The organism is Arthrobacter sp. Y3223065 (assembly GCF_059090885.1).
Genome location: NZ_JBNHGC010000002.1, coordinates 724,965 through 750,472, shown reverse-complemented (window position 1 = coordinate 750,472; position 25,508 = coordinate 724,965). Strand labels below are relative to the sequence as shown.

Here is a 25,508-nt window from a genome sequence, read left to right as displayed (position 1 = left end):
CGGTCCGGCGCGCCCGGTGCGCCGTCGCGCCGCGGAGGACCGATTCCCGGACGGTAATCTTTCAGTGTCCGGCATTCGCCCGGCGTCAGCGACAAGGAGCAGTGGTGGCCCAGCAGATCCTGTGTATCTCGTTCTCGGATATCCAGGCCGATTCCCGTGTGCTGCGGCAAGTCAAGCTGTTGGCCGAAGCCGGTGAGGTCACCACGCTCAGCTACGGCAAGCGTCCCCCCGGAGCCACCCACCACCTCGAAATCGACGCGTCGCTGCCCTCGCTGCCGCAGACGCCGCTGGGTGTGCTGCTGTTGGCGCTGCGCCTGTATTCTGCGGTGGAGCTGGCTGCCCCCGCCATCAAGCAGGCCCGAGAGCTGGTGGCGGGACGCCGCTTCGACCTGGTCGTGGCGAATGAGGCCCGCGCCCTGCCCCTGGCCCACGCCGTGGCGCAGGGGGCACCGGTGTGGGGTGACATGCACGAGTGGGCGCCGGAGGAACGCTCCCATATACTGCCCTGGCGGCTGCTGGTCGCGCCGTATATGCACAGGCTCTGCGCCAAGTACCTGCCGAACAGCGCCGCGGTCACCGCCGTCAACGGATCGATCGCCCGGATGTATGCGGATCAGTTCGGCTGCACCGTGGAAGTGGTCCGCAACGCGGGGCCGTTCCGTCATCTGGATCCGTCGGCCCCTGTGCCGGGGAAGATCCGCCTGGTCCACAGCGGCGCCGCAGTTCCCGGCCGCAACCTGGAAGGCACCATCAACGCCGTCAAGCTGCTCGATGACCGTTTCACGCTGGATCTGTACCTGGTCAAAGCCCGCGACGGCGGACGCTACTGGCAGCAGCTCAAGGACCTGGCCGACGGCGACGAACGCATCACCTTCCACGACGCGGTGCCGCCGGAAGAGCTTCCCGCCACGCTCAATGCCTACGACGTCGGGGTCTTTTCCCTTCCGCCGCAGACGATGAACCACCGGTTCATGTTGCCGAACAAGTTCTTCGATTTCGTGCAGGCGCGGCTGGCGCTGGTGTTCAGCCCGTCCCCGGAGACCGCGGCGCTAATGAAGGCCTACGACCTGGGCGTGGTGACCGAGGACTTCAGCACCGAGTCCCTGGCCCGGGCGCTGGCATCGCTGACCACCGAACAGGTGGACAAGTACAAGGCCAACGCGCACGGAGCCGCCGCGGCGCTCAGCTCGGCCGAGGACGAGGCCGTCACCAGGGGCATCCTCGCAGCCCTGCTGACACCCTGACGGGGCCGGGCGCCAGCGGCATTCTCGCGGCCCTGCTGTCGCCCTGACAGGGCCTTCACGCATTCTCGCGGCCCGGCCGACGCGCCGTCGGAGCCGGCGTCAGCGCGGCCGGAAGCCTTTCGCGGCGTCGGCGACGGCTTCGGCGGCGCGGGCCCCCACGCTGCGCAGCGAGTAGTTCCGCTCGACCCAGTCGGACAGCCGGCGGCGCTCGGCGTCGTCCGGGGTCCGTTCCAGCGCCGCGGCCAAGGCCTCGGCCACCTGGCCGGCGTCCCAGTCCACGCTCCGGCCCAGCCTGTGGTCGGTCACCAACTGCCGCAGCGGCCCGACGCCGGCGTAGACCACTGGCGTGCCGCAGCTCAACGAGACGAAGGCCTTGGTGGCGAAGGCAAAGTCGTAGCCGCGGGCCGGCCGCACCGAGGCCAGCCCCGCGGTGGCGGAGCGCAGCGCGCCGGCGATGGTGCCGCCGTCGGCCGTTCCCATGAAGCGGATGCGCTCCCCCGCCGGTGCCGCCCGGCGGCGCAGCTCCTCCAACTCCACGCCGCCGCCGTACATCAGCAACCGCGCGTCGGGGTACCGGTCCATGATTTTGAGGAAGCCGTCCACGAACACGCCGGCGCCCTGGATCTCGGACATGGTGCCGGCGTAGACGAAGGTGGGGCCGGGCTGGGCAGCTCGGGGCCCGTGCAGGCTGAAGGTGCCAGTATCGATGCCGGTGCCCACCTCGGCCACCCTGGCGCGTCCGGAGGTCAGCCGCGCCAGCGCCTGGGTCACGCCGGGCGAGATGCTCAGGATGCCGGAGGCACCGGTCACCACCCAGCGTTCCACGGCCCGCAGCACCGTGACCACCCGCGGGTGCACGCCGATTCCGGCCGCCGCATCGGAGCTGACGTCGGCGGAAAAGTACACATAGGGACGGCGCCGCAGCGCGGCCGCCACGCGGACCACCACGCCGGTGGTCGGCGGCGGCTCCACGAGCAGCACGTCGAAGGGTTTCTGCGCCAGCAGGCGGAAGAACAGCGGGATGTCGAAGCTGGCGTACTGCAGATAGCCCCGCACGGCGCCGCTGGCATCCCGCAGCACCGGCCAGCGCAGGATCCGGACGCCGTGGCGGCCGGTTTCCCCCGCCGCGGCACCAAGTCCCTTCGGGGGCCGGGTGGTCAGCACGGTGACCTGGTGCCCGGCGTCCGTCAGAGCGCGCACGGTTGCGGCCAGCCGGTAGGCGGCGGCGCCGGCCTCCGGCGCATAGATCCGGGTGGCCAGCAGGATCCGCAGGCCCATCAGGCCTGCAGCCCGATGGTGCGGGATTCCTTCGCGCTGGCGATCATGGCTTCGGCGACGCGCAGCGTGTTCAGCCCTTCGCGCATGGTGACGATGGTGGCCGCCGGGCGGTCGGGGCCAGCGCCGCCGTCGTGCTGTGCAGCCGGGGAACCGGGCGGCAGTCCGCGCGTGGCGAGCACGGCGTCGCGGAAGGCCTCGTGTTCGACCTTCAGCGGTTCCCGCTTGGGAATGGCCAGGCGGGTGATGTTGCCTTCGGAGACGCCGCGGAAGTTCGCCACGGATTCCCATTCGGTGTCGATGGTGCCGTTTTCGTAGAAGGTCAGGTCGGCGGTCAGCGTGTCGGCCACGAAGGCGCCGCGTTCCCCGGTGACCACGGTGACCCGTTCCTTCATCGGCGAGAGCCAGTTCACCAGGTGGCTGGTGATCACCCCGTTGGCCAGCTGCCCGGTGGCCGCGACCATGTCCTCGTGTTCGCGGCCGGAGCGGGTGGTGGTGCGGGCACTGACGGACTGGTACTCGGACTGCGCCAGCCAGGCGGTGAGGTCGATGTCGTGGGTGCCCAGGTCCTTGATCACGCCGACGTCGGCGATCCGGGCCGGGAACGGGCCCTGCCGGCGGGTGGCGATCTGGAAGATCCGGCCGAGTTCGCCGGCCTCCAGCCGGACACGCAGCGACTGCAGCGCCGGGTTGTACCGTTCGATGTGGCCGACGGCGCCGACCAGGCCGCGGGATTCGAACGCGGCGGCCAGTTTCTCGCCGCCGGCGACGGTGTCGGCGAGCGGTTTTTCCACCATGGTGTGCACGCCGGCTTCGGCCAGGGCCAGGCCGACCTCCTCGTGCAGGCCGGTGGGCACCGCGCACATCGCGATGTCGATCCCGGCCGCGATCAGCTCCTCGACGCCGCCGCAGACGGGCAGGCCGGGCGCGGCCCCGTGCGGGTCGCCGTACGCGTCGGCCACGGCCACCAGGTCCACGCCGTCGGTCTCGCGGAGCACCCGGGCGTGGTGGCGGCCCATCATGCCCAGGCCGATCAGCCCGGCGCGCAGCACGGTCTTGCCGGTCCCTGCCATGTTCAGGCACCTGCCTTCGCGAGGGCGTTGACCGCGGTGGCGATCCGGTCCAGGTCCTCGGCGTCGAGGGAGGGATGCACCGGCAGCGAGAGCACCTCGGCGGCCGCGGCCTCGGTCACCGGCAGGTCCGCGGCGGTGTTAAAGGAGGGCAGCCGGTGGTTCGGGATCGGGTAGTAGACCCCGGACCCGATCCGGTATTCATCCTTCAGCGCCGCGGCGAACCGGTCGCGTTCCCCCGCGCCGATCCGCACCGTGTACTGGTGGTAGACGTGCACCGCGCCGTCGGCCACCCGGGGGGTGCCCACGCCGTCCAGGTTCGCGTCCAGGAACGCGGCATTGGCCCGGCGCCGGTCGGTCCAGCCGCGGACCTTGCCCAGCTGCACCCGGCCGATCGCGGCGTGCAGGTTGGTCATCCGGGCGTTGAAGCCGACCAGCTCGTTCTCGTACTGGCGTTCCATGCCCTGGTTGCGCAGCAGCTGCAGCCGGCGCGCCACCTCGTCGCTGCCGGTGGAGACCATGCCGCCTTCGCCGGAGGTCATGTTCTTGGTCGGGTACAGGCTGAACATCGCGAACTCACCGAACGTGCCCACCGGGCGGCCGCCCAGCGACGCGCCGTGGGCCTGGGCGGCGTCCTCGAGGAGCAGCAGCGATTTTTCCGCGGCCAGCCTGCCCAGCGCGTCCATGTCGGCCGGATGCCCGTACAGGTGCACCGGCATGATGGCCTTGGTCCGCCCGGTCACCGCGGCGCGGACCGCCTCCGGGTCCAGGCAGTAGTGCACCGGCTCGATGTCGGCGAACACCGGGGTGGCGCCGGTCAGGGCCACCGAGTTGGCGGTGGCTGCGAAGGTAAAGGACGGGACGATGACCTCGTCGCCGGGCCCGATGCCGGCGGCCAGCAGGCCCAGGTGCAGGCCCGAGGTCCCGGAATTGACCGCCACCGCGTGCCGGCCGTCCAGCAGCACCTGCGAGAACTCCTGCTCGAAGGCGGCCACCTCGGACCCCTGCGCGAGCATGCCGGAGGCCAGCACGGCGTCCACCGCGGCCCGTTCCTCGTCCCCGATGATCGGCTTCGCCGCCGGTATGAAGTCCTTGCTCACAGCTGTTCTCCTCCGGTCTCGTTAGAAACTTCGTGCAACACGCCCTCGTCCTCCCGGTATTGGGACCCGGTCGCCGGGCACACCCACACCGATGGATCCGCCGGGTCCTGCGCCAGCCGCTGTCCGGCCCGGCCCACCCAGCCGATCCGTTTGGCCGGAACCCCGGCCACGAGGGCGAAGTCGGGCACGTCGCGGGTGACCACGGAGCCGGCGGCCACTGTGGCCCAGGCGCCGATGGTCACCGGGGCCACGCAGACCGCCCGCGCGCCGATCGACGCGCCGTCGCGGATGTCCACGCCAACGGGCGTCCAGTCCTCGGCGCTCTTCAGCGAACCGTCCGGGGCGACCGCCCGCGGGTAGGTGTCGTTGGTCAGCACCACGGCCGGGCCGATGAACACCCCGCGGCCCAGCCGCGCCGGCTCGTACACCAGCGCATAGTTCTGGATCTTGCAGTTGTCTCCGGCCTGCACCCCGGTGCCGATGTAGGCGCCCCGGCCCACGATGCAGTTCTCTCCCAGCACGGCGCCCTCGCGGACCTGTGCCAGATGCCAGATCTTCGTGCCCTCGCCCAGCCGGGCGGCGTCGGCGACGTCCGCCGAATCGGCGATGAACGCCATGGTTTCCCTCTTTCCGCTCACGGCCGCTGCGCCGCCGTCGATTCCGTTTTCGTTCCGGCGCTCAGGGCTTGCCGATCACCCGGTACGCCACGCCCGGCCACCGCCCGGCCGAGCTGACCCGCCGGCCGTCGACAAACACCTTCACGCCGGGCAGGTCGTCCGGTCCCAGCTCCGAGTATTCGGCGTGGTCGGCCTGCACCACCGCGGCATCGGCGGGCTCGCCCAGATGATAGGGCGTGAAGCCCAAAGCCGTCAGCTCGGCATCGCTGAACATCGGATCATGCACGACGGCGGTGCCTCCCCGCGCGTTGATCGCCTCCACCGCGCCGAACACCCCCGAGAACGCCGTCTCCTTCACGCCGCCGCGGTAGGCCGCGCCCAGCACCGCCACGCGCGCGCCGGCCAGGTCGCCGTACGCGCCCTCCAGCAGGCCGATCGTGTAGTCCGGCATGCCCGCGTTCGCCGCCCGCGCCGCAGCGACCACCGTGGCCGACGGATCGTTCCATAGGTACAGCCGCGGGTACACCGGGATGCAGTGCCCGCCCACGGCGATGCCGGGCTGGTGGATATGGCTGTAAGGCTGGGAGTTGGACGCTTCGATCACTTGGTAGATGTCGATCCCGGCGGTGGCCGCATAGCGGGCGAACTGGTTCGCCAACCCGATGTTCACGTCCCGGTACGTGGTCTCGGCGAGCTTGGCCAGCTCGGAGGCCTCAGCGGAGCCCAGGTCCCAGACCCCGTTGCCGCGCGGCAGGTCCGGCCGGTCGTCGAAGTCCAGCACCGCCTCGTAAAACTCCTGCGCCGCGGCGGCACCGGCCGCGGAAAGCCCTCCGACGAGCTTGGGATACTTGCGCAGATCCTCGAACACCCGCCCGGTCAGCACCCGCTCCGGGGAAAACACCACGTGGAAGTCCTCGCCCTCGACCAGCCCGGAGCCGACCTCGAGCATCGGTTTCCACCGGGTCCGGGTGGTGCCCACCGGCAGCGTGGTCTCGTAGGAGACCAGCGTGCCCGGCCTCAGGTGCCTGGCCAGCTCCTGCGTAGCAGCATCCATCCAGCCGAAGTCGGGCTTGGCCTCGGCGTCTACAAACAAGGGCACCACCAAGACCACCGCGTCCGCGCCCGGCACCGCGTCCGCATAGTCCGTGGTCGCCCGCAGCCTGCCGGCTGGCACCAGCTCGGCCAGCCTGTCCTGGAGACCTGCCTCGCCCGGGAACGGTTCGCTGCCCGCGTTGACCAGGTCAACCACGGCAGGGTTCACGTCCACGCCGACGACCTCGTGCCCCTTCGAAGCGAACTGGGCGGCCAACGGCAACCCGATCTTTCCCAGAGCAATGACAGCGATCTTCACCAGAGCAAGGCCTTTTCTCGTTGTGTCGGTGTGTGGGCCTTTCGGCCCAGAGTCAAGGGTATCGCTTGTTCACGGCAGCCTCCGGTTCCGCAGTTATCCACAAACCGGGCGAAGCACGGGAAAATGGCACGCCTTTCTGCCTAGGTTCCTTGTCATGGTCCTCCATGTGACGCTCGCGGCCGCCCCCGGCCTGCAGGCCACCGCCACGGCCTGGGTCGCCGCGAATGCCGATGCCGTCGCGGGGCTGGAAACCGGAAACAGCGCCGCGCCGTTGGCGGCCTGGCTGCGCGGGCGCCTGCCGGGGGTGGCCTTCACGGTGGCCGGACAGCAGCTGTCCTCACTCACCGCCGGCGTGTCCCCGCTGGTCGACGGCGCCGTCGTCGTCTGCGCCCCGGACGCGGCAGCTATGCCGCGCCGGGAAGCACCGGCGATGCCGCCGCTGCTGCTGGCCGTCACCGCCGGGCCGGACGCCGGCCACTTGTTCGCCCTCACGCGCGGCCGCTTCACCGTCGGCCGGCATGCCTGCGGGCTGACCATCGCGGATCCTGCGTTGTCTCGGCTGCATGCCACCGTGGACGTCACCGACCGCCAGGTGTTGCTGCGCGACGCCGGGTCGTCCAACGGCATCGTCTGGGGCGGCAGGCGGACCAGGCAGGTCGTGCTGAGGGCGGGGCACCCGGTGCGGATCGGCGGCAGCCGGCTGCAGCTGGTAGTCGGCAGCGAACCGGGCGAACCGTTCCGGCCGGACACGGACCTGACCGTTCCGGTGCCCGTGGCTGAAAAGCCTGCGGAGCGACGGACCGGGACGACGTTGCTGCTGGCCGGGCTTCCGTTGCTCGCCGGCCTGGTGCTGGCCCTGCTGACGGGCCTCTGGTTCTTCCTGGCCTTCAGCGCCATGTCCCTGCTGGCCGCCGCCGTGCCCTACGCCGCCGGGCGGCGGCAGCGTCGCCGCTACCGGGCCGCGGTGCTTGCCGCGGCAGAAGCGGATGCCGGGCGGCGGCGCCTGGCGGCCCCCGGCGCCGCCGAGCTGACCGTGTCCCTGTTGCGGGCGGGCACGGGGCTTTTGCGTCCCGCCGCGGACCCGACCCCTCCGGCACGCCCGGCCCACGTGTGGCTGCGGCTGGGGACGGCCAGCCTGCCGGCACACATCGGCTCGGCGTCGGCGCCGGTCGCCGAGCCTCCCGCGCCACAGGATGTTCCGCTGTGTGTGGACCTGCTCGCCGAGCCCCGGTTGCGGTTCCAGGGAGCACCGTCCGGGCTGGACGGACTGCTGCGTTCCGTCCTGCTGCAGTTGGCCGCACGGGCAGCGGGAACGGCTCTGCGTGTTGTCTGTTTTGCGTTGCCGGAGTCGCTCCGGGCGTCGGCGCGGTTCCTGCCGGGGGTGGATCTGGTGGACCGGCCCGGGCAGCTCGCGGAGCGGCTCGCCGTCGGAAGCGGCACCCTAGTGCTGCTGGTGGCCGGACGCGGCTGCGAGGCAGCCCGGGTCCTGGCGGATTCCGGATGGCCGGCCGCGCAGCTCTGGTTCGACGGTCCGGCCGAACCCGGGACCCGGATCATCGTGGCCGGACAGGAGTCCCGCCTGATCGCCAACTCAGGCGACGTCGCGTTTTCGGCGGATCTGGTGTCGGCCCTGACGCTGGACCGCTTTGCCCGGCTGGCCGCCGCTGCCATGCCGGGCACTGCGCCACAGGCGGCCGGCTCCGTGCCGCCGGGCTGTCGCCTGCAGTCGATGCTTCCGCCGGAGCCGCTGGCGGAGCGCTGGTCCCGCGGCGACCGCCATCCCGGCCTCACCGCCCTGCCGGGTGCCGGCGCCGCGGGACCGCTGGCGCTCGACTTGGCCGTCCACGGGCCGCACCTGCTGGTCGCCGGCACCACCGGCTCCGGCAAGTCCGAACTGCTGCGGACCCTTGTCCTCTCGCTGGCCCTGACCAAGTCCCCGAACACGGTGAATTTCCTGCTGATCGACTTCAAGGGCGGGTCCGGGCTCGGCCCGCTCGCCCGGTTGCCGCACTGCGCCGGCCTGCTCACGGACTTGACGCCGGAGGCAGTCGGCCGATGGCTGGCCTGGCTGCAGGCGGAGGTGCGCCGCCGCGAAGCCCTGCTGGCAGGCCGCGGCGTCGGCGACATCGCGGCCTGCCCGCCGGGCACGTTGCCGCGGCTCGTCGTCGTGGTGGACGAATTCCGGATGCTGGGCGCGGACGCGCCGCAGGCGCTTCCCGAGCTGATGCGCGTGGCTACGGTGGGCCGGGCCCTGGGCATCCATCTGGTGCTGGCCACGCAGCGGCCGCAGGGTGCGGTCTCCTCGGACATCCGCGCGAATATCACCACCATGATCGTGCTGCGGACGCAGAACACGGTCGAGTCCCGCGACCTGCTGGACTCACCCGTGGCAGCCGACATTCCGGTGACCGCAAGGGGCAGGGCCTACCTGCGCATCGGCACGCAGGATGCGGTGCCCTTCCAGTCGGCCTCCAGCACCTTGCCGGCCGCCGGTCCCCTCCCGGTCTTCCGGACGGTGGACGAATGGCTGGCGGCAGAACCCCCGGCGGCGGCTGCCCCGGAGGGCGCCGGAGAGGTCGGGCGCCTGGTGGCCGAGGCCGCGGCCGCCTCCCGTGGCCTCGGCCTGGCGGAAGCCAGGCGGTTGCCGCCGGCCCTGCCGGCGAGACTGGCCGTCGCCGACCTGCCCGGGTCCGGGACGTTCGCCGCGGCCCGCTATCCCGGCGGCGGCGACGGCGGGAGCCAGCACCCCGCCGGTGCCTCGCCTCACGACGGGGGCAGCCTCGCGATCGGGCTGCTGGATCTGCCGTCCCGGCAACGGCAGGTGACGCTGCGCTGGCAGCCGGAACGCGACGGTCACCTGGCGGTTCTCGGCGTGGAGGGCGGGGGGCACCGGGAGTTCTTGCGAACCCTGGCGGCACAGGTCCTGGGCGGACCGGTGGAACGCCACTGCTACGTGCTGGACGGCGACGGTTCGCTGGGCCTGGCCTCGGGCGCCGGCCGGACGGGCGCCTACGTGGGGCCCCAGGACACCGAACGGGCGGCAAGGGTTTTGCGCCGGCTGGCCAACGAGGTTGCCTCCCGGCTCGGCGGCCTGGCGTCGGCCGTGGGGCCGGCCGAGCCGGCGGCCACCGTTCCGTTGGTCGTGCTGGTCACCGGGTGGGGCCGCTGGCTCAGTGGCTTCCGGGCCGGCCGGCTCGGCTGGGCCGAAGACTGTCTGCAGGATCTTGCCCGCGACGGCCAGGCGACGGGTGTTGTCCTGGCCGTGTCTGGAGACCGTGAGCTGTCCGGCAGCCGCTTCCTGCCGCTCATGGCCAACCGGCTTTACCTGCCGACCGGAGCCGGTCCAGAAACGTTGCTGGGCTGGCCCCGCCTTCCTCCCATGGATGCGGTGCCCGGCAGGGCTCTGGTGCAGGGGCGGATCGGTGGCGACGGCGGGATCTGCCACCTGACCACCGATCCGGCGGGCTGCCTCCCGCCGGCCGATGCCTGCACCCGCCCCTTCCGGATAGAAGCGCTGCCGCTGACGGTTTCCGCGGCCGCGCTGCCCCGCGCGTGCCGCGGGCATCCGGTGATCGGCGTGGAAGGCGACGAGCTTGAGCCCTCCACGCTGGCGCTGGCCGCCGGCGAGGTGTACCTGGTCCTGGGCCCCGACGGCAGCGGGAAGACCAACCTGCTGGTCCTGCTGCAGCAGTCGCTGGAGGGACTGAGGCCTTGTTGCGCACCGCCCCGCGAGGGAAACGCCGACGAATTCTGGGCCGGCCGCGCGGCCGCCGGGCGCGGCGCCGTCCTGTTGGTCGACGACTCCGAGGGCCTCGGCGGGCGTGCCCACGGTGCCATCGCCGCCTTGGTCGCTGCCGGCGCATCGGCCGTGGTGGCTGCCCGCCCGGGGCCGTTGCTGACGCAGCAGGTTCCGCTGGCCCTGCAGGCCAGGGCCCGGGGGCGCGGCATGGTTTTGGCGCCGCGCGCGGGCGCGGATGCGGACTTCTTCGGGGTGCGGCTCGACGACGGGTGGAGGCCGCCGGGACGGGGCTACCGGATCGATTCCGGCCGGGCCGTCCCCCTGCAGGTAGCCGTGGCTACAAGGCGCGGGGAGCCGCGCCCTTGACCAAAAAAGCCGTCACGGGCTTGGTCAGCAGCAGGACGAAAGAGGCTCCGGCCGCCACCAGCAGGACCGGGCCAAGCAGCAGCTGGCCGCCTTGGATCATGGAGATGGCCACCACCACGACGAAGATCTGCCACACCAGTGCAGCAGCCCGCGTCCAGCGGTAACCGCGGAACAGGAAGTGCCCGACGACCAAAAGCCAGAGGCCGAAGACCAGCATCAGGACCAGCAGGAAGATGCTGCTGGACAGCGATATCGGGGTCTGAGTGGCCAGCCCGTAGCCGTACAGGGCGGCTCCGCACAGGAGCACCAGCGCTTCCAGAACCACTGCCGCCGCGATGATTTTGATGGCGATGGGACGGGCGGCAGGGGCGGATGACGGTGCAGGCATTGACACACTCGCACCCTACCTTAGATAGTCGGATTATCGGCTGCAGATCGCCGGGCACCGGTTCCCGGCCGGAGCCGAACCATACCACCCTGTGACGAATGACTCAGGTATTACGGCCGGTTAAGTCCCCATGACCTCTTGTTTACGCGGATTTAACATGAAACGCTTGATGGCGAAGCGCAGAGGGGGCCGGTCGGGCTCCCTTTTCTATGAGTCTGTTCGTGAATGTTTTCACAAAAACCACCGGACACCATTTAAAGGAGTATGTGATCAGCATGGATTGGCGTAGCCGCGCGGCATGCCTGGACAAGGACCCGGAACTGTTTTTCCCCGTGGGGAACACCGGGCCGGCACTCCTGCAGATCGAAGAGGCCAAGAGCGTCTGCCGGCGCTGCCCGGTGATTGATACCTGCCTGCAGTGGGCCATCGAGTCCGGCCAGGACGCCGGTGTGTGGGGAGGCATGAGCGAGGACGAGCGCCGGGCGCTCAAGCGCCGCGCCGCCCGGGCCCGCCGGGCGTCCTGACCCAAGACCCCCAGTTTGGCGAGAGGCCGCTGCCGGATTCGGCAGCGGCCTCTCGCGTCGGCGGCCTGCCCGCGCTCAGCGGGCACCCTTGTTGTTGAGCACCAAGTCGATCCGCACACACGTCCCCCCGCCGTCGCGCGGGGTCCATTCGATCCGGCCGCCCAGTTCGCTGGTGACAAGCGTGCGGACAATCTGCAAACCCAGGCCCTCCCCCCGCGGTTCCTCGGGCAGGCCCACGCCGTCGTCCTCGACCGAGACGGTCAGCACTTCGTCGTCGCCCCGCCGGCTCCGCCGGGCAGTCAACCGGACCGTGCCGTGCCGCCCGGCCAGCCCGTGTTCGACGGCGTTCGTGACCAGTTCGTTGATCACCAGGGCCAGCGGTGTCGCGAATTCGCTGGGAAGTTCCCCGAACTCGCCGCTGCGCTCGGTGCGGACCGCTTGCGTGGGCGATGCAACTTCCGCCGAGAGACGGAATTGACGCCCGATCAGTTCGTCGAAGTCCACGTTCTGCGCCAAGCCCTGGGACAGCGTTTCGTGCACCAGCGCGATCGTGGCGACCCGGCGCATGGCCTGTTCCAGCCCCTGTTTCGCTTCGTCGCTGACCATCCGGCGCGACTGCATGCGCAGCAACGCGGCCACCGTCTGGAGATTGTTCTTCACGCGGTGGTGGATTTCCCGGATGGTGGCGTCCTTCGACACCAGCTCCATCTCCCGCCGGCGCAGTTCGGAGACGTCCCGGCACAGCACCAGGGCGCCGAAACGCTCCTGCTCATTCCTCAGGGGTATGGCCCGCAGCGAGAGCGAGACGCCGCGGGACTCAATCTCCGTGCGCCAGGGCATGCGCCCGGTGACAACCAGCGGCAGGGTTTCGTCGACCATCCGCCGGTCCTTGAGCAGCGCCGTCGTCACTTCGGCCAGTGAGCGCCCTTCCAGGGACTCGACGTCGCCGAGCCGCCGGAAGGCCGAAACGCCGTTGGGGCTGGCATATTCCACTACCCCGTCGGCGTCCAACCTGATCAGGCCGTCGCCGACCCGGGGCGCGCCGCGGCGCGACCCGGTCGGCGAGGCGAAGTCCGGCCACAGTCCCAGCGTTCCCATTTTCAGGAGGTCGTAGGCGCACTGCCGGTAGGTCAGCTCCAGCCGCGACGGCATCCTGGAGCTGGACAGGTCCATGTGCGACGTCACGATCGCCAGCGTCCGGCCGTTGCGGACCATGGGCACCGCCTCCACCCGCATCGCCATCTCCGTGGTCCAGTCGGCCTCCGACGACCGTTCGATCGTCTGCGACCGGCGTGCCTGGTCCACCAGCGGCTTGAGATCCTCACGGATCCGCTCCCCCACGAAGTCCCGGTGGAACACCGTGTGAGTGGTCGACGGCCGCACATGCGCCAGCGCCACGTAGCTCCCGTCCGGCGTCGGGAACCACAGGGCAAGATCGGCGAACGCCAGATCCGCGATCAGCTGCCAGTCGCCGACCAGCAGATGGAGCCACTCCGCGTCACCCGGTCGAAAGTCGGCGTAGTCGCGGATGGGATCGGTGAAGATGGCCAAGCTATCGCCGAACTGTCGAGCGCATCAGTCGCAGGGCCACGGACAACGAGGCCATGTCGTCCTGTTCGAGCTTGTTCACTTCCTCGAACATGTCCCGGGTGCGCTTGATGTTCTCCGCGTTGGCCCGCTCCCACTCGTCGAGCCTGGCCTCGGCCTGCTCCCCTGCCGGGGTGCTTCGCATCACCGCCACGGTGATGTCCGTGACGGTCGTGTACAGGTCGTCGCGCATGGCGGCCCGGGCCAGCGACTGCCAGCGGTCCTCCCGCGGCAGCGAGGTGATGCGCTCCAGCAGGTTGTCGACGTCGAACCGATCGTAGACCGCGTAGTAGACGCGTGCGACGGACTCGACCGGTTCGTCCACCTGCCCGGCGATGCGGGCGACGTCGAGCAACCCGAAGCTCTCGAACTGCTCGGCCCACTGCCGGGCGATCCCTGCCGGCAGCCCGCGTTCTTCGGCGGTTTCGAGCCATTCGTGCACGCGGGCCAGGTCGTCGCCGCGCAGGTACTTGACCAGGTTGTTGCGCAAGGGATCCATTTGGGGCTTGAACATTGCGACGCCTTCGGCGACCGGGGTTCCGCTGTCAACATGGTTGATGTACCAACGTACCGCCCGGTCCAGCAGGCGGCGCATGTCCAGGTGCACCGTGCACCACAGATCCGTCGGGAAGCTGGCCGGCAACGCATTCAGCGCCTCCACGAGCTTGTCGAACTCATAGATCTCGCGCAGCGCCACGAAGGCCCGTGCCACGTCGGCCTCGGAGACGGACGTTTCCTCCATGACCCGGAACGCGAAGGTGATGCCGCCCATGTTGATCATGTCGTTGGCAACGACGGTGGCGATGATCTCCCGGCGCAGCGGGTGGCCTGCCATATCGTCCCCGAACCGCTCGACGAGCTGGTGCGGGAAGTAGCCGCGCAGCACGCCGTCGAAGAACGGGTCGTCGGCCAGATTGCTCTCGGTCAGGGCATGGGTCAACTCAATCTTCGAATAGGCGGCCAGCACGGAAAGCTCCGGGGAGGTCAGGCCCTGGCCGGCGCCGATCCGTTCGTGCAGCTCCTCGGTGGACGGCAGCGCTTCGAGTTTCCGGTCCAGGTCCGCATGGTTTTCGAGCCAGTCCATCAGGCGTTCGAAGCTGGGGCTCCACTCGATGATGCGCTGGCGGTCGTTGAGCAGCAGGACGTTCTGGTCGATGTTGTCCTGGATGACCAGCCGGCCGACTTCCTCGGTCATCGAGTGCAGCAGGTCGGCACGCTCCGCTACCGGCAGTTTTCCGGCGGCGACCATCTGGTCCACGAGGATCTTGATGTTGACTTCGTAGTCGGAGCAGTCCACGCCGGCGGAGTTGTCGATGGCATCGGTGTTGAGGATGATCCCCTGGCTGGCGGCTTCGATCCGGCCGCGTTGGGTCATGCCCAGGTTGCCGCCTTCGCCGATCACCTTGACCCTCAGGTCGGCGCCGTTGACGCGGATGGCGTCATTGGCCTTGTCGCCGACTTCGGCATTCGACTCGGTCGACGCCTTCACATAGGTGCCGATGCCGCCGTTGTACAGCAGGTCCACCGGCGCCTTCAGGATGGCCTGCAGCAGCTCGGGCGGACTCATGCTCGTGAGCTGCGGATCGAGGCCGAGGACTTCCCGAACCTGCCCGGACAACGGGATCGACTTCACCGACCGCGGGTAGACCCCGCCGCCGGCGCTGATCAGCTTCTCGTCGTAGTCGGCCCAGGAGGACCGGGGCAGCTCGAACAGGCGCCGGCGCTCCTGGAAGGAGGCAGCGGCGTCGGGGTCCGGGTCCAGGACGATATGCCGGTGGTCGAAGGCTGCGACCAGCCGGATGTGCTCGGACAGCAGCATCCCGTTCCCGAAGACGTCGCCGCTCATGTCCCCGACCCCGACGACGGTGAAATCCTCGGACTGGGTGTCGACGCCGAGTTCGCTGAAGTGCCGCTTGACCGATTCCCAGGCACCGCGTGCGGTGATGCCCATTGCCTTGTGGTCGTAGCCGACCGAGCCTCCGGACGCGAAGGCGTCACCCAGCCAGTGGCCGTATTCCAGCGAGATGTCGTTGGCGATGTCGGAGAAGCTCGCAGTCCCCTTGTCCGCGGCAACCACCAGGTAGGTATCGTCGCCGTCCAGCCGGACAACCCGCTCCGGGGGCACTACTTCCTGGCCGGATTCGGTCCGGACCAGGTTGTCGGTGATGTCCAGCAAGGCGCGGATGAAGGTGCGGTAGCTTTCCTGCCCTTCCGCCATCCAGGCCGCGCGGTCGACGGCGGGGTCGGGCAGCCGTTTGGCGAAGAAGCCGCCCTTCGCGCCGGTCGGCACGATGACCGCGTTCTTGACCGTCTGAGCCTTGACCAGTCCCAGGATTTCGGTGCGGAAGTCCTCCCGCCGGTCGGACCAGCGGAGTCCGCCGCGGGCAACGTCGCCGAACCGAAGGTGGACGCCTTCGACCCGCGGCGAGTAGACCCAGATTTCATACTTCGGCCGCGGGAATGGTGCACCATCGATCCGCGACGGGCTGAGTTTGAAACTGAAGTAGGGCTTGTCCTGGAAGTAGTTGGTGCGAAGCGTCGCGTCGATCAGGTTCGCCAGCGAGCGCAGCACCCGGTCGGCGTCCAGGGTGGGCACGGCTTCCAGTCCCGCTGCGAGCTCGGAACGGGCGGCCTCGACCGCCGCCTCGCGGTCACCGTCCAGGTCCGGGTCGAAGCTGGCGTTGAACACCGCTAGCAGGGCGCGGGCCACTGCCGGGTTGGCCAGCAGGGTGTCGGAGACGAAGGCGTAGGAGACCAGGTTGCCCAGCTGCCGCAGGTACCGGGTGTAGGCGCGCAGCACGGCAACCTGGCGCCAGCCGATGCCTTCGGCCAGGACCAGCCGGTCGAAGCCGTCCGACTCGCTGCGTCCGGTGACGGCAGCGCCGAAGGCTTCCTCAAGCAGGTCGCCGGTGGCGATCGGGTCGACGCCCGCCGGGTACCGGAGGCCGAAGTCGTACAGGAAGTAGTCTTCGCCGTCCGCCGTGGCGATCTCGAACGGGCGCTCGTCCAGTACCTCCAGCCCGGTGTTCTGCAGCACGGGCATGATGTTGCTCAGCGACCGCGCCTCCGGCAGGTACAGCTTCAGCCGGGCGTCGGCGGCGAGCACGTCGGCGCTGTCCTCGGGGACATAGACGTGCAGCACGGGGGCGGCGCCGGCGTCGCCTCCCTCGTAGTTGCGGAAACGGGCGATGTCCTCGAGCGCGTCTTCCACTTCGTAGTCCACCCGGTAGCTGGGCGGGAACGCGTCCTTCCAGTTCGCCGAGAGGCGGGCAGCCTCCTCGCCGTCGAAATTGGCGCGCAGCACCTCTTCGATGCCCTCCGACCAGGACCGGGACGCCTGGGCCAGCCGGCGCTCAAGGTCGGCGGTATCGACCTTCGGCACCGTGGAGTCACGCTTGAGCCGGATGCGGAAGAACAGACGGGCCAGGGCGGATTCGGACATCCGCGCCTCGTAGTCGATGCTCTGCGGGTCGAAGGTGTTGCGCAGTTCCTGCTCGATCCGCAGCCGGACGGCTGTGGTGTAGCGGTCGCGCGGCAGGAACACCAGGGCAGACACGAACCTGCCGTAGGCGTCGGTGCGCAGGAACAGCCGGGTCCGGCGCCGCTCCTGCAGCCGCAGGATGCCCATCGCGGTCTCGGCCAGCTCCTCGGCGTCCATCTGGAACAACTCGTCGCGGGGGTACGTTTCGAGGATCGAGAGCAGGTCCTTGCCGGAGTGCGAATCGGCCGGGAAGCCGCTGTGCTGCAGCACTGCGGCGACCTTTTCCCGGGCAATCGGGACGCTCTTCACCGAGCGGTTGTAGGCGCTGGTGGCGAAGAGGCCGATGAAGCGGCGCTCGCCGTCGACGTTGCCCTGCGCATCGAAGCTCTTCACGCCGATGTAGTCCAGGTACGCCGCACGGTGCACCGTGGAGCGCGAATTCGCCTTGGTAATCACCAGCGCACGCTTTTCCCGGGCGCGGGCGCGGCCTTCTTCGGTGAGGTGCTGGATCCGCTTCGTGTCGCCGATGTGGCGCATCATGCCCAGGCCGCTGTCCTCGCGGACCAGGAGCACGTCTTCGCCGTCCTGGGTGACGAGATCGTATTCGCGGTAGCCCAGGAAGGTGAAATTCCCGTCGTCGAGCCATTCAAGCAGCGCCTTGGCCTCCTGCAGGTCGGGAATCTCGTCGGCGCCTGCGACCGCATCCAGCGACGCGGCCACCTGCCGCACCTGCCGGCGCATGGCCGGCCAGTCCTCGACCGACGCCCGGACGTCCGCCAGGACGCTCTTGAGTCCGGTCATCAATTCGGCGGCCTTCTCCGGCTCGATACGTCCGGTCTCCACGGCCATCCAGGACTCGATCCGCAGGACCTGGTCGCCGCCGGTCTCAAACGATCCCAGATGCGGCAGTGCCGCCGTGTCGCCGCTGGAGACCCCGGCGGCGACCGGCACCTGTTCCACGCCGGCGAGGTCGTGGCTGTCCCGGGCCCGGGTGGTCACGAAAGTGGGGTGCATGATCATCCGGATGGCAATACCCTGCCGCAGCAGCTCGGCGGTGACCGAATCGACCAGGAACGGCATGTCGTCGGTGACGATCATGACGACGCTGGCCTCGGGTTCGTCGCGGATGCCGATCACTGGCTGGGCCGGCGGCCGGTGGACTGCCAGCTCCCGGTGCGCGAGCGCACGGGCGCGGAGCACATCCGGACTGTAGCTCGCGGCATCCTCCGCGGCCAGGTGCTCGTAGTATTTGGCGATGAATTCCTCATCGCCGGTTGCTGAGCTGGACAGATCCGCCATGCTGGATCCAGTCGACATGTAAAACGCCTCCGATAGGTGTGTCCCGACCGCGCCGTTGCGGTCCTTTGGCTAGCCTAACGCGGCGCGTTCAAAACTTCACTTTGGCCGGGTACGGCGGCGGATTCCCCGCCTGGGTGCCGCCGGCCGGCTTCCTGCCAGCCCGGCGATGGCGTGCCGCAGCACAGAGCCGGGCGCGGTCTCCAAGAGGACCGAACCGCCCAAGAGGGCGGCATCGGCCGCGGGGGAATCGGCCGGCAGCAGGGCGCGGATGTCACGCGCGGGCCCGAACCGCTCCCAAGCCTCCCGCAGCTGTGCTTCCGGCCTGGCTCCCACTGCTGCCGCCCGAACCTTGTTGAGCACGACTTCTGCCGGGGCCGAGGGGACTGCGTGCGCCAATTCGTCCAATCCGCGGACCAGCCGCGGCAGCCCCAAGGAATCGGCGCTGCCCACAGCCAGCACCCGGTCCGCCGCCTGGAGCACCCGCAGGGTGGCGCCGTTGCGCCGGGGCGCCATCGAGTCAAAGCTCAGCTCCTCGTCGTGTTCCAGCGAGAAACCGCAATCCACGACGACGGTCTCCGCAACCGCCCGCGCCACCTCCAGCACCGTTCCAAGCGCCGATGGCCTCAGCTCGGTCCACCGGTCCACCCTGGTAATCCCGGTCAGCACCAGCATCGAGGTTCCGGCCACGGCCACCTTCAGGCATACCCGCTCCAAGGCTTGAAGATCCAAGACGCCCTGGTCCGCCAGCCGGCAAGCGTGGGCCAGGGCGGCGGATTCGTCGAGCAGGCCGAGGAACGCGGCCACGCTGGCCCCATAGGTATCCGCATCCATCAGCAGGGTCCGCCGCCCCGCGGCGGCGTATTCGGCCGCGAGGTTGACCGCCACCGTGGTGCGTCCCGGCGCCCCGGCCGGACCCCACACCGCGATCAGTTCGCCCTTCGGCCCTGCAGGTACCGCCGGTCCGGGTTCAGCGCCGTGCGCGTGCAGGGCCCGGGCAGGGTCGGCCAGCGCCGCCGGTCCGGGCGCCGCAGCCCGCCCTGCCGCCCCGGCCGGCGTCAGCGAGCCCAGCTGTGCGACCGACTCGGCGACCAGTGCTGCCAGGGCCACGGGTTCGACGGTTTCGGCACCGGTGCGGATGCCGAGGGCTTCGAGCCGGAGGCGTTCGCCGCCGTCGTCGGTCAGCGCCACCACGGAAACCTCGGCGCTGTGCAGCCGCTCCAGCACGCTGCCGTCGAGTTCCCGGGTCCGGCCTGCCACGATGGCGGCCCGGGCCAGCCCGGACTGCGCCGCCGCCAGCAACTCGGCGAGCTCGGTGCAGCGCCGGACCACCGTCACGGGTCCATGCAGCCGTTCCAGGCCCGCGACGAAGTCGGCGGCCGCTGTGCCCAGCGTGACGACCGGCAGGCTCATGGGGTGCCGGCCGGGTTGAGTACGACGTTGATGCGTGCCCCGTTGGCGAGCGCATGCAGCAGCGCCGGCATGGTGTCATCCCCCACCAGGACGTGCAGCCGTTCCGCTCCGGACGAGCCGAAAGCGGTGGTGGCGTCGGTCAACTGCGACACCTCGGCCGCCTCGAGCAGCCTCTCCGGCTGCTTGAAGCCGTTCCGTCCGTCGGGCAGCGAAACCCAGACATCGACCCTGGAACCGGGGCCGGCGCCCTCGGGCAACGGGCTCTCGATGTTCAGGCCGATCGGCTTTCGGTCCAGGTCGTCGGCGACGCCCAGCACGGAGGCCGGCAGCAATTCCCCGCCCCGGACCAGTGCGGTGGCGACGGCACCTGCCGGCAGCCCCGTTGCTGCCGGCAGGTAGCGGCCCTCGGCCTCACCCAGCCGGACCTCGACGACGACGACGTCCGCGGCGGAGATTGGTTGTCCCACCGCGATGTCCGTCCTGGCTGCCAGGACACCGGTGGTTTGGTCCGCGCCGGTTACCAGCGCGGAGACTCCGGCCACCGAAGCCAACACCAGCAGCAGTCCCACCAGCAGCCGGGGATCTTTCCACGACGGGCGTTTCAACCGTTGTGCCGTGGTTTTTTCGGCGATGGCAGCGCTCACGGATTTTCCCCCTCAGCCCCGCGCCCCGAAGGGACAGCCACGCTGCGGTCCGAACAAGGGCTTCGAGGCCGCGGGTGGCACCATTCTGGTCGTGGCGGCAGGGAAAGGGAACCGCGGCGGCCGATCGGCCCCGGTCTGTGGAAAAACTTTTCGGGTCAACAGCACGGCAGCAGCCGGATCAAATGACATCAAACGATGCCATAATGGGGAAAACTATCCCCGTCCCAAAGGATCTGTCCATGCCACGGTTCCTGACTCTGTCCGATGTGGCGGAGGAGTTGCAGATCTCCTCGTCGCAGACGTACGCCCTGGTCCGCAGCGGCGAACTTCCCGCCATCCAGATCGGCGGCCGGGGCCAGTGGCGCGTCGAGCAGGTCATGCTCGATCAGTACATCCAGGACAAGTACGCCCAGACGCGGCGGCTGATCGAAGAAGCCAAGTCGACCACGGAATGAGCACCTAGTCCGGGCTGCGCGATACGAGGGCGGCAAGGGCCGGGAAGGGCACCGTGTAGACCGACCGGACATTTGCCGCGCGCCGGTCCTCGCCCGAGGGCACTGCCGCGACGTCGAAGGAGTCCGCCCCGACCCGGTCGATTACCCCCTCCGCCGCGGGCACGCCCGAACTACCGGATAGATAGACGGCGACAGGGGCGCGGTCGCGGCCCAGGGCCCGAAGCGCGGAACCGAGGCCGAGCCGACGCGCTCCGGACTCGTCGGCAATCGCATGCCGGCCCATGCCTTCGAGCAGCTGGAGGGCAGCCAGCGGCACGAGCATGCTGCGCACGCCCTGGTTGAGCACCAACCAGGTTGATCCCACATGGGCCAACGTTCCCTCGAACCTGAGGTCTGCGCCGAGATGCAAGCGCAGCCAGCTTCCCAGCTGCCCCCGAAGCCTGTCGGCCAGATGCACCGCGGCCAGCTCGATCCGGGCACGCTCGTTGGCCTCGGCTTCCAGCTCCAACCGCCCCGCGGCGTGTAGCTGCGTCTCCAGATCGGCAAACAGGGCGTCCCAACGCATGGCGCCAGCCTAGGAACCCCGATCAAATTCCGTCAATCGAAACCAGCCACTTTACAACAAGCCTTGGCCAGTGCCACCATGGGTGCTCAAGCAGCAACAAAAAGCAGCAAACTGCATCAAACGGAGTCAAAAGCCGATCCGGACCGGAGGCGCTTCCCATGCTCAGAACCACCGCCGATCTGGCAATCGCAGGGCTGGTCGCGGGTTGCGCCGCCGTGCTGATTCTCGCCGGGACCGAAGTAGGCGCCGGCGCCGCGTGGCCGGCGCAAAACTATCAGGACCTGCTGGCCGTCCTGTCGATCGGCGGCGGCGCGGCCGTGCTCTGTTGGCTGCTCCTGGGCATGGCAGCAGCTGCCGCCAGCGCCGTGCTGGCCAGGACCGGCCACCGGCGCCTGGCGGCTCGGTGGGCCGCCCTGAGTCCCGCGTTCCTGCGGCGCTTGGCGGGCGCGGTCGTCGGCCTCAACCTGGTGATGGTCGCCGGGGCCCACGCGGCGACCACAACGCGTACGGCTGAACCTGCGGCCGGGACCGGTATCTCCGGCGCCGAAGTCGTGGATCCTCAGTGGCAGCCGAACGGCCCGGCAGGTCCGGCAAATCCGCCGGTGGACCCCTTATGGAAGCCCGCGCCGCCGGCCGCGGCACCGGGCGTCGTCGCCAAGCCGCTGACCCGGCACACTCCCGGCAACCCGCGGACCGTTACCGTCACCGCCGGGGATTCCCTCTGGCATCTCGCGGCCGCCGAGCTGGGTCCGCTGGCGACCGACAGGGAAATCGCCGAGCGGTGGCCCGATTGGTATGCCGCCAACCGGACCGTCATCGGCCTCGACCCCTCGCTGATCAAACCGGGGCAAACCCTCGTTGTGCCTCCACCGGGGCAGTGAACCTTTCCGGCGGGCGGAGAGACGCACAGCCGCGGACCACGGACGCCGCGTGGATGGTGGAGCGGCTGGAAGTCAAGGCAGTACCAGTGCAGTACCAGTGGAAGGAACGGCAGGACATGGACAACGTGCGACACCTCCCGGCGGTGCAGGCGCCGGGCAAAGAAGCCGCGGCGGGCGCGCGGATCCAGGCGCTGGCACCCGCGAGCGGGGAGCCTCGGCCCCTGACGGTACGGCGGGTCAAACCGGCGGGGCCGGACGGTTATTTCGCCCCCGTCATCCGGTTGCAGCCCAGGCGGCCGGAGGACACCGGGGCCCACGGAACAGCCGGACCCGCTGCAGTGCCCCGGCCCGTTCCACTGCCCGTGGGCGGGGATCCGGAGACGGAGGCCGAGTTGAGCCACGTCACCGCGACGGCCCGGTCCGTGGCGCAGGCCTGCCTGGAGGCCGTCTCCGGCACGCGGCCGGTCCATCAGCTGGCCCGCTGGCTCGATCCCGTCAGCTATGAAAAGCTGGTGCACCGCGCGGACATCGTCCGGGCGCACCAGGCGAAACTTCGTTCCGATGGCCGGGCCCCGCTGCGGCTGCACCGCAGCGCCGTGGTCCGCTCCTCCCGGGTGTGCCGCGCCGCCGACAGCGCGTATGAAGCGTCGCTCGTGGTGGCCGAGACCCACCGGATTCGCGCCGTAGCGCTGCGCCTGGAGCTGATCCGCGGACTGTGGAAGGTCACGGCCCTGGAGATCGGCTGAACCGAAACTACTTCCGGCGCTTGCCGCTCTTGGCGGGCCGCTTGTCCCTGGCGGGACCTGCCGCCTTGGCCGGAGCCTGGCGTGCCGCCTTGGCCGGAGCCTGGCGCTCGACCCGCGTCTCGGCCTCCCCGGACGCGCTGGGCGCCGTGAACTGCAGGGCAACCGGGCGCTGCGGAGCTTCCAATCCTGCCGCAGTGATCTGCGGCCCCGCCGCCGCCCGGGCATCTGCGACCCCGGGGACAGTCGCCGCGGCAGGCTGCTGCACCTGAACCTCGAGGTTGAAGAGATAGCCAATGCTCTCTTCACGGATGGACTCCATCATGGCCTGGAACATCACGAATCCCTCGCGCTGGTATTCGACCAGCGGATCGCGCTGTGCCATGGCCCGCAGGCCGATGCCCTCCTTGAGGTAGTCCATCTCGTAGAGGTGTTCCTGCCACTTCCTGCCGATCACCGAGAGCACCACGCGCCGTTCCAGTTCGCGCATGGTCTCGGAGCCGAGTGCCTGCTCACGCTGCGCGTAGGCGACCTTGGCGTCGGAGACAATTTCTGCGCGCAGGAAGTCTGCCGTGACTCTCGAGCGCCCGCCGGCTTCCTCCAGCACCTCGTCGATCGTCAGTTCAATCGGGTAAAGCTGCTTGAGGTTGGTCCACAGCTGCTCGTAGTCCCAGTCGTCGCCATGGCCCTCCATGGTGGCTTCGTTGACCATCGCCGTCACCACGTCCTCGAGGAAGAACGAGACCTTCTCGTGCAGGTCGTCGCCTTCCAGGATCCGCCGCCGGTCGTTGTAGATTGCCTCGCGCTGCCGGTTGAGCACGTCGTCGTACTTCAGCACGTTCTTGCGCTGCTCGGCGTTGCGGCCCTCGACCTGTGCCTGGGCGTTCTGGATGGCCTTGGAAACCATCTTGGACTCCAGCGCCACGTCGTCGGGCATGCGGGAGGAGTTCATGATCCGCTCGGCCGCACCCGAGTTGAACAGCCGCATCAGGTCATCGGTCAGGGAGAGGTAGAAGCGCGATTCGCCCGGGTCGCCCTGCCGGCCGGAGCGGCCGCGGAGCTGGTTGTCGATGCGCCGCGATTCATGCCGCTCGGTACCCAGCACGTAGAGCCCGCCGAGCTCCTTGACCTCGTCGTGCTCCGCCTGCACGGCTTTCTGGGCCGCCGCCAAGGCGCCGGGCCAGGCAGCCTCGTATTCCTCGGGATTCGCGGCGGGGTCCAGGCCGCGGCGTTCCAACTCGGCCACGGCGTTGAACTCGGCGTTGCCGCCGAGCATGATGTCCGTACCGCGGCCGGCCATGTTGGTGGCCACCGTGACGGCACCCTTGCGCCCTGCCTGCGCGACGATGGCCGCTTCCCGGGCGTGGTTCTTGGCGTTGAGCACCTCGTGCCGGATGCCCTGTTTCGCCAACTGCTTGGACAGGTACTCGCTCTTCTCCACGCTGGTGGTGCCCACCAGGACCGGCTGGCCCTTTTCGTGGCGCTCGGCGATGTCCTTCACGACGGCGTCGAACTTGGCGACTTCGTTCTTGTAGATCAGGTCCGACTGGTCGAGGCGGGCCATCGGCTTGTTCGTCGGGATCGGAACCACGCCGAGCTTATAGGTGCTCATGAACTCGGCCGCTTCCGTTTCGGCGGTGCCGGTCATGCCCGACAGCTTGCCGTAGAGGCGGAAGTAGTTCTGCAGGGTCACCGTGGCCAGCGTCTGGTTCTCGGCCTTGATCTCGACGCCCTCTTTGGCCTCGATCGCCTGGTGCATGCCTTCGTTGTAGCGCCGGCCGGCCAGGATACGGCCGGTGTGCTCGTCGACGATGAGCACCTCGCCCTTGAGCACCACGTAGTCCTTGTCCCGCTTGAACAGCTCCTTGGCCTTGATGGCGTTGTTCAGGAACCCGATCAGCGGCGTATTCGCCGATTCATACAGGTTGTCGATGCCGAGGTAGTCCTCGACCTTTTCGATGCCCGACTCCAGCACGCCGACGGTGCGCTTCTTCTCGTCGACCTCGTAGTCCTCGGTGTCCTTCAGCCGCATCACGACGCGCGCGAATTCGGTGTACCAGCGGTTCACGTCGCCGGAGGCCTGGCCGGAGATGATCAGCGGGGTACGGGCCTCGTCGATCAGGATCGAGTCGACTTCGTCCACGATCGCGAAGTGGTGTCCGCGCTGCACCAGTTCATCACGGCTCCAGGCCATGTTGTCGCGCAGGTAGTCAAAGCCGAATTCGTTGTTCGTGCCGTAGGTGATGTCCGCCGCGTACTGTTCGCGGCGCGTCGCCGGGTTCTGGTTCGAAAGGATGCAACCGCTGGTCAGGCCCAGGAAGCGGTAGACGCGGCCCATCAGGTCGGACTGGTACTCGGCCAGGTAATCGTTGACCGTCACCACGTGGACGCCCTTGCCGGTGAGCGCGTTCAGGTAAGCCGGCGCTGTGGCCACCAGTGTCTTGCCTTCACCGGTCTTCATCTCCGCGATGTTGCCCATGTGCAGTGCTGCGCCGCCCATCAGCTGGACGTCGAAGTGGCGCAGGCCGAGCGTGCGGCTGGCGGCTTCGCGGACAGCTGCGAAGGCTTCGGGGAGCAGGTCGTCCAGCAGCTCGCCGTCCTGGTAGCGCTGCTTCAGCGTGTCGGTTTCCCCGCGCAACTCGGCATCCGTGAGGGACTTGAAGTCCTCTTCCAGGACGTTGATCGCATCGGCGTAGCCGCGCAGCCTCTTCAGCGTCTTCTTGTCGCCGGTACGAAGCACACGCTCGAGAATCGTTGGCACTACATTGC

General features: G+C 69.5%; 18 protein-coding genes. 6 read left to right on the top strand and 12 right to left on the bottom strand.

The window, feature by feature from the left end:
- The first annotated feature begins 104 nt into the window (after positions 1-104).
- Positions 105-1,244: a glycosyltransferase gene (locus AC5RUK_RS08425; RefSeq protein WP_494151877.1), complete on the top strand. Its 1,140-nt coding sequence runs from the start codon at positions 105-107 to the stop codon at positions 1,242-1,244.
- A 99-nt stretch (positions 1,245-1,343) separates the two neighbouring features.
- Here AC5RUK_RS08425 and AC5RUK_RS08420 read toward each other — a convergent pair whose 3' ends face one another.
- The 5 genes from AC5RUK_RS08420 to AC5RUK_RS08400 form a co-directional block, all read right to left on the bottom strand.
- Positions 1,344-2,522: a glycosyltransferase gene (locus AC5RUK_RS08420; protein ID WP_494151876.1), complete on the bottom strand. Its 1,179-nt coding sequence runs from the start codon at positions 2,520-2,522 to the stop codon at positions 1,344-1,346.
- Positions 2,522-3,592 (bottom strand): Gfo/Idh/MocA family protein, encoded by a 1,071-nt coding sequence (locus AC5RUK_RS08415; protein WP_494151875.1) that lies wholly within the window; start codon positions 3,590-3,592, stop codon positions 2,522-2,524. The genes AC5RUK_RS08420 and AC5RUK_RS08415 overlap by 1 nt, the downstream gene beginning before the upstream one ends.
- 2 nt (positions 3,593-3,594) lie before the next feature.
- Entirely contained in the window at positions 3,595-4,689 is a 1,095-nt protein-coding gene (locus AC5RUK_RS08410) for a DegT/DnrJ/EryC1/StrS family aminotransferase (RefSeq protein ID WP_494151874.1), read from the bottom strand.
- On the bottom strand, positions 4,686-5,306 hold the full coding sequence (locus AC5RUK_RS08405) for an acyltransferase (protein ID WP_494151925.1): 621 nt from the start codon (positions 5,304-5,306) through the stop codon (positions 4,686-4,688). Before AC5RUK_RS08405 ends, AC5RUK_RS08410 begins: the two co-directional genes overlap by 4 nt.
- Before the next feature lie 61 nt (positions 5,307-5,367).
- Positions 5,368-6,657, bottom strand: a complete 1,290-nt coding sequence (locus tag AC5RUK_RS08400; RefSeq protein WP_494107823.1) for a nucleotide sugar dehydrogenase — start codon at positions 6,655-6,657, stop codon at positions 5,368-5,370.
- Positions 6,658-6,811: 154 nt separating this feature from the next.
- Between AC5RUK_RS08400 and AC5RUK_RS08395 the strand changes: the two genes are divergently transcribed.
- Positions 6,812-10,762: an FtsK/SpoIIIE domain-containing protein gene (locus AC5RUK_RS08395; RefSeq protein WP_494151873.1), complete on the top strand. Its 3,951-nt coding sequence runs from the start codon at positions 6,812-6,814 to the stop codon at positions 10,760-10,762.
- Here the strand turns inward: AC5RUK_RS08395 and AC5RUK_RS08390 are convergent.
- Positions 10,734-11,150: a hypothetical protein gene (locus AC5RUK_RS08390; protein ID WP_494151872.1), complete on the bottom strand. Its 417-nt coding sequence runs from the start codon at positions 11,148-11,150 to the stop codon at positions 10,734-10,736. The two genes, AC5RUK_RS08395 and AC5RUK_RS08390, sit on opposite strands and share 29 nt — an antisense overlap.
- A 275-nt stretch (positions 11,151-11,425) precedes the next feature.
- On the opposite strand from AC5RUK_RS08390, the gene AC5RUK_RS08385 reads away from it, so the two are divergent.
- Positions 11,426-11,674 (top strand): WhiB family transcriptional regulator, encoded by a 249-nt coding sequence (locus AC5RUK_RS08385; RefSeq protein ID WP_086994524.1) that lies wholly within the window; start codon positions 11,426-11,428, stop codon positions 11,672-11,674.
- 75 nt (positions 11,675-11,749) lie between these two features.
- On the opposite strand, the gene AC5RUK_RS08380 is transcribed toward AC5RUK_RS08385, so the two are convergent.
- The 4 genes from AC5RUK_RS08380 to AC5RUK_RS08365 all read right to left on the bottom strand — a co-directional run bounded on the left by AC5RUK_RS08380 (position 11,750) and on the right by AC5RUK_RS08365 (position 20,095).
- The gene (locus AC5RUK_RS08380; protein WP_493989159.1) at positions 11,750-13,225 is read right to left on the bottom strand and encodes a sensor histidine kinase; all 1,476 of its coding nucleotides are present in this window, start codon (positions 13,223-13,225) and stop codon (positions 11,750-11,752) included.
- Between the two features lies 1 nt (position 13,226).
- Entirely contained in the window at positions 13,227-18,059 is a 4,833-nt protein-coding gene (locus tag AC5RUK_RS08375; protein WP_494151871.1) for an NAD-glutamate dehydrogenase, read from the bottom strand.
- A gap of 78 nt (positions 18,060-18,137) precedes the next feature.
- Positions 18,138-19,451, bottom strand: a complete 1,314-nt coding sequence (locus tag AC5RUK_RS08370; protein WP_494107819.1) for a CpaE/TadZ family protein — start codon at positions 19,449-19,451, stop codon at positions 18,138-18,140.
- Entirely contained in the window at positions 19,448-20,095 is a 648-nt protein-coding gene (locus AC5RUK_RS08365; RefSeq protein ID WP_494151870.1) for an SAF domain-containing protein, read from the bottom strand. Before AC5RUK_RS08365 ends, AC5RUK_RS08370 begins: the two co-directional genes overlap by 4 nt.
- Before the next feature lie 239 nt (positions 20,096-20,334).
- Here AC5RUK_RS08365 and AC5RUK_RS08360 point away from each other — a divergent pair, with 239 nt between their 5' ends.
- Positions 20,335-20,550: a helix-turn-helix domain-containing protein gene (locus AC5RUK_RS08360; RefSeq protein ID WP_493979122.1), complete on the top strand. Its 216-nt coding sequence runs from the start codon at positions 20,335-20,337 to the stop codon at positions 20,548-20,550.
- A gap of 4 nt (positions 20,551-20,554) precedes the next feature.
- Here the strand turns inward: AC5RUK_RS08360 and AC5RUK_RS08355 are convergent, their stop codons facing one another.
- Positions 20,555-21,115 (bottom strand): hypothetical protein, encoded by a 561-nt coding sequence (locus tag AC5RUK_RS08355; protein ID WP_494151869.1) that lies wholly within the window; start codon positions 21,113-21,115, stop codon positions 20,555-20,557.
- Between the two features lie 158 nt (positions 21,116-21,273).
- Between AC5RUK_RS08355 and AC5RUK_RS08350 the strand changes: the two genes are divergently transcribed.
- Positions 21,274-21,996: a LysM peptidoglycan-binding domain-containing protein gene (locus AC5RUK_RS08350; RefSeq protein ID WP_494151868.1), complete on the top strand. Its 723-nt coding sequence runs from the start codon at positions 21,274-21,276 to the stop codon at positions 21,994-21,996.
- Positions 21,993-22,742 (top strand): Rv3235 family protein, encoded by a 750-nt coding sequence (locus AC5RUK_RS08345; protein ID WP_494107815.1) that lies wholly within the window; start codon positions 21,993-21,995, stop codon positions 22,740-22,742. Before AC5RUK_RS08350 ends, AC5RUK_RS08345 begins: the two co-directional genes overlap by 4 nt.
- Positions 22,743-22,749: 7 nt before the next feature.
- Here AC5RUK_RS08345 and secA read toward each other — a convergent pair whose 3' ends face one another.
- Positions 22,750-25,500: a preprotein translocase subunit SecA gene (secA, locus tag AC5RUK_RS08340; RefSeq protein ID WP_493989152.1), complete on the bottom strand. Its 2,751-nt coding sequence runs from the start codon at positions 25,498-25,500 to the stop codon at positions 22,750-22,752.
- Positions 25,501-25,508 lie beyond the last annotated feature (8 nt).

Excerpts from the sequence above, each read along its gene's own strand:
- AC5RUK_RS08395 (WP_494151873.1), top strand. The coding sequence starts at position 6,812 with ATGGTCCTCCATGTGACGCTCGCGGCCGCCCCCGGCCTGCAGGCCACC.
- AC5RUK_RS08360 (WP_493979122.1), top strand. The coding sequence starts at position 20,335 with ATGCCACGGTTCCTGACTCTGTCCGATGTGGCGGAGGAGTTGCAGATC.
- AC5RUK_RS08390 (WP_494151872.1), bottom strand. The coding sequence starts at position 11,150 with ATGCCTGCACCGTCATCCGCCCCTGCCGCCCGTCCCATCGCCATCAAA.
- AC5RUK_RS08350 (WP_494151868.1), top strand. The coding sequence starts at position 21,274 with ATGCTCAGAACCACCGCCGATCTGGCAATCGCAGGGCTGGTCGCGGGT.
- AC5RUK_RS08375 (WP_494151871.1), bottom strand. The coding sequence starts at position 18,059 with ATGTCGACTGGATCCAGCATGGCGGATCTGTCCAGCTCAGCAACCGGC.
- AC5RUK_RS08405 (WP_494151925.1), bottom strand. The coding sequence starts at position 5,306 with ATGGCGTTCATCGCCGATTCGGCGGACGTCGCCGACGCCGCCCGGCTG.
- AC5RUK_RS08355 (WP_494151869.1), bottom strand. The coding sequence starts at position 21,115 with ATGCGTTGGGACGCCCTGTTTGCCGATCTGGAGACGCAGCTACACGCC.
- AC5RUK_RS08385 (WP_086994524.1), top strand. The coding sequence starts at position 11,426 with ATGGATTGGCGTAGCCGCGCGGCATGCCTGGACAAGGACCCGGAACTG.
- AC5RUK_RS08415 (WP_494151875.1), bottom strand. The coding sequence starts at position 3,592 with ATGGCAGGGACCGGCAAGACCGTGCTGCGCGCCGGGCTGATCGGCCTG.
- AC5RUK_RS08420 (WP_494151876.1), bottom strand. The coding sequence starts at position 2,522 with ATGGGCCTGCGGATCCTGCTGGCCACCCGGATCTATGCGCCGGAGGCC.
- AC5RUK_RS08370 (WP_494107819.1), bottom strand. The coding sequence starts at position 19,451 with ATGAGCCTGCCGGTCGTCACGCTGGGCACAGCGGCCGCCGACTTCGTC.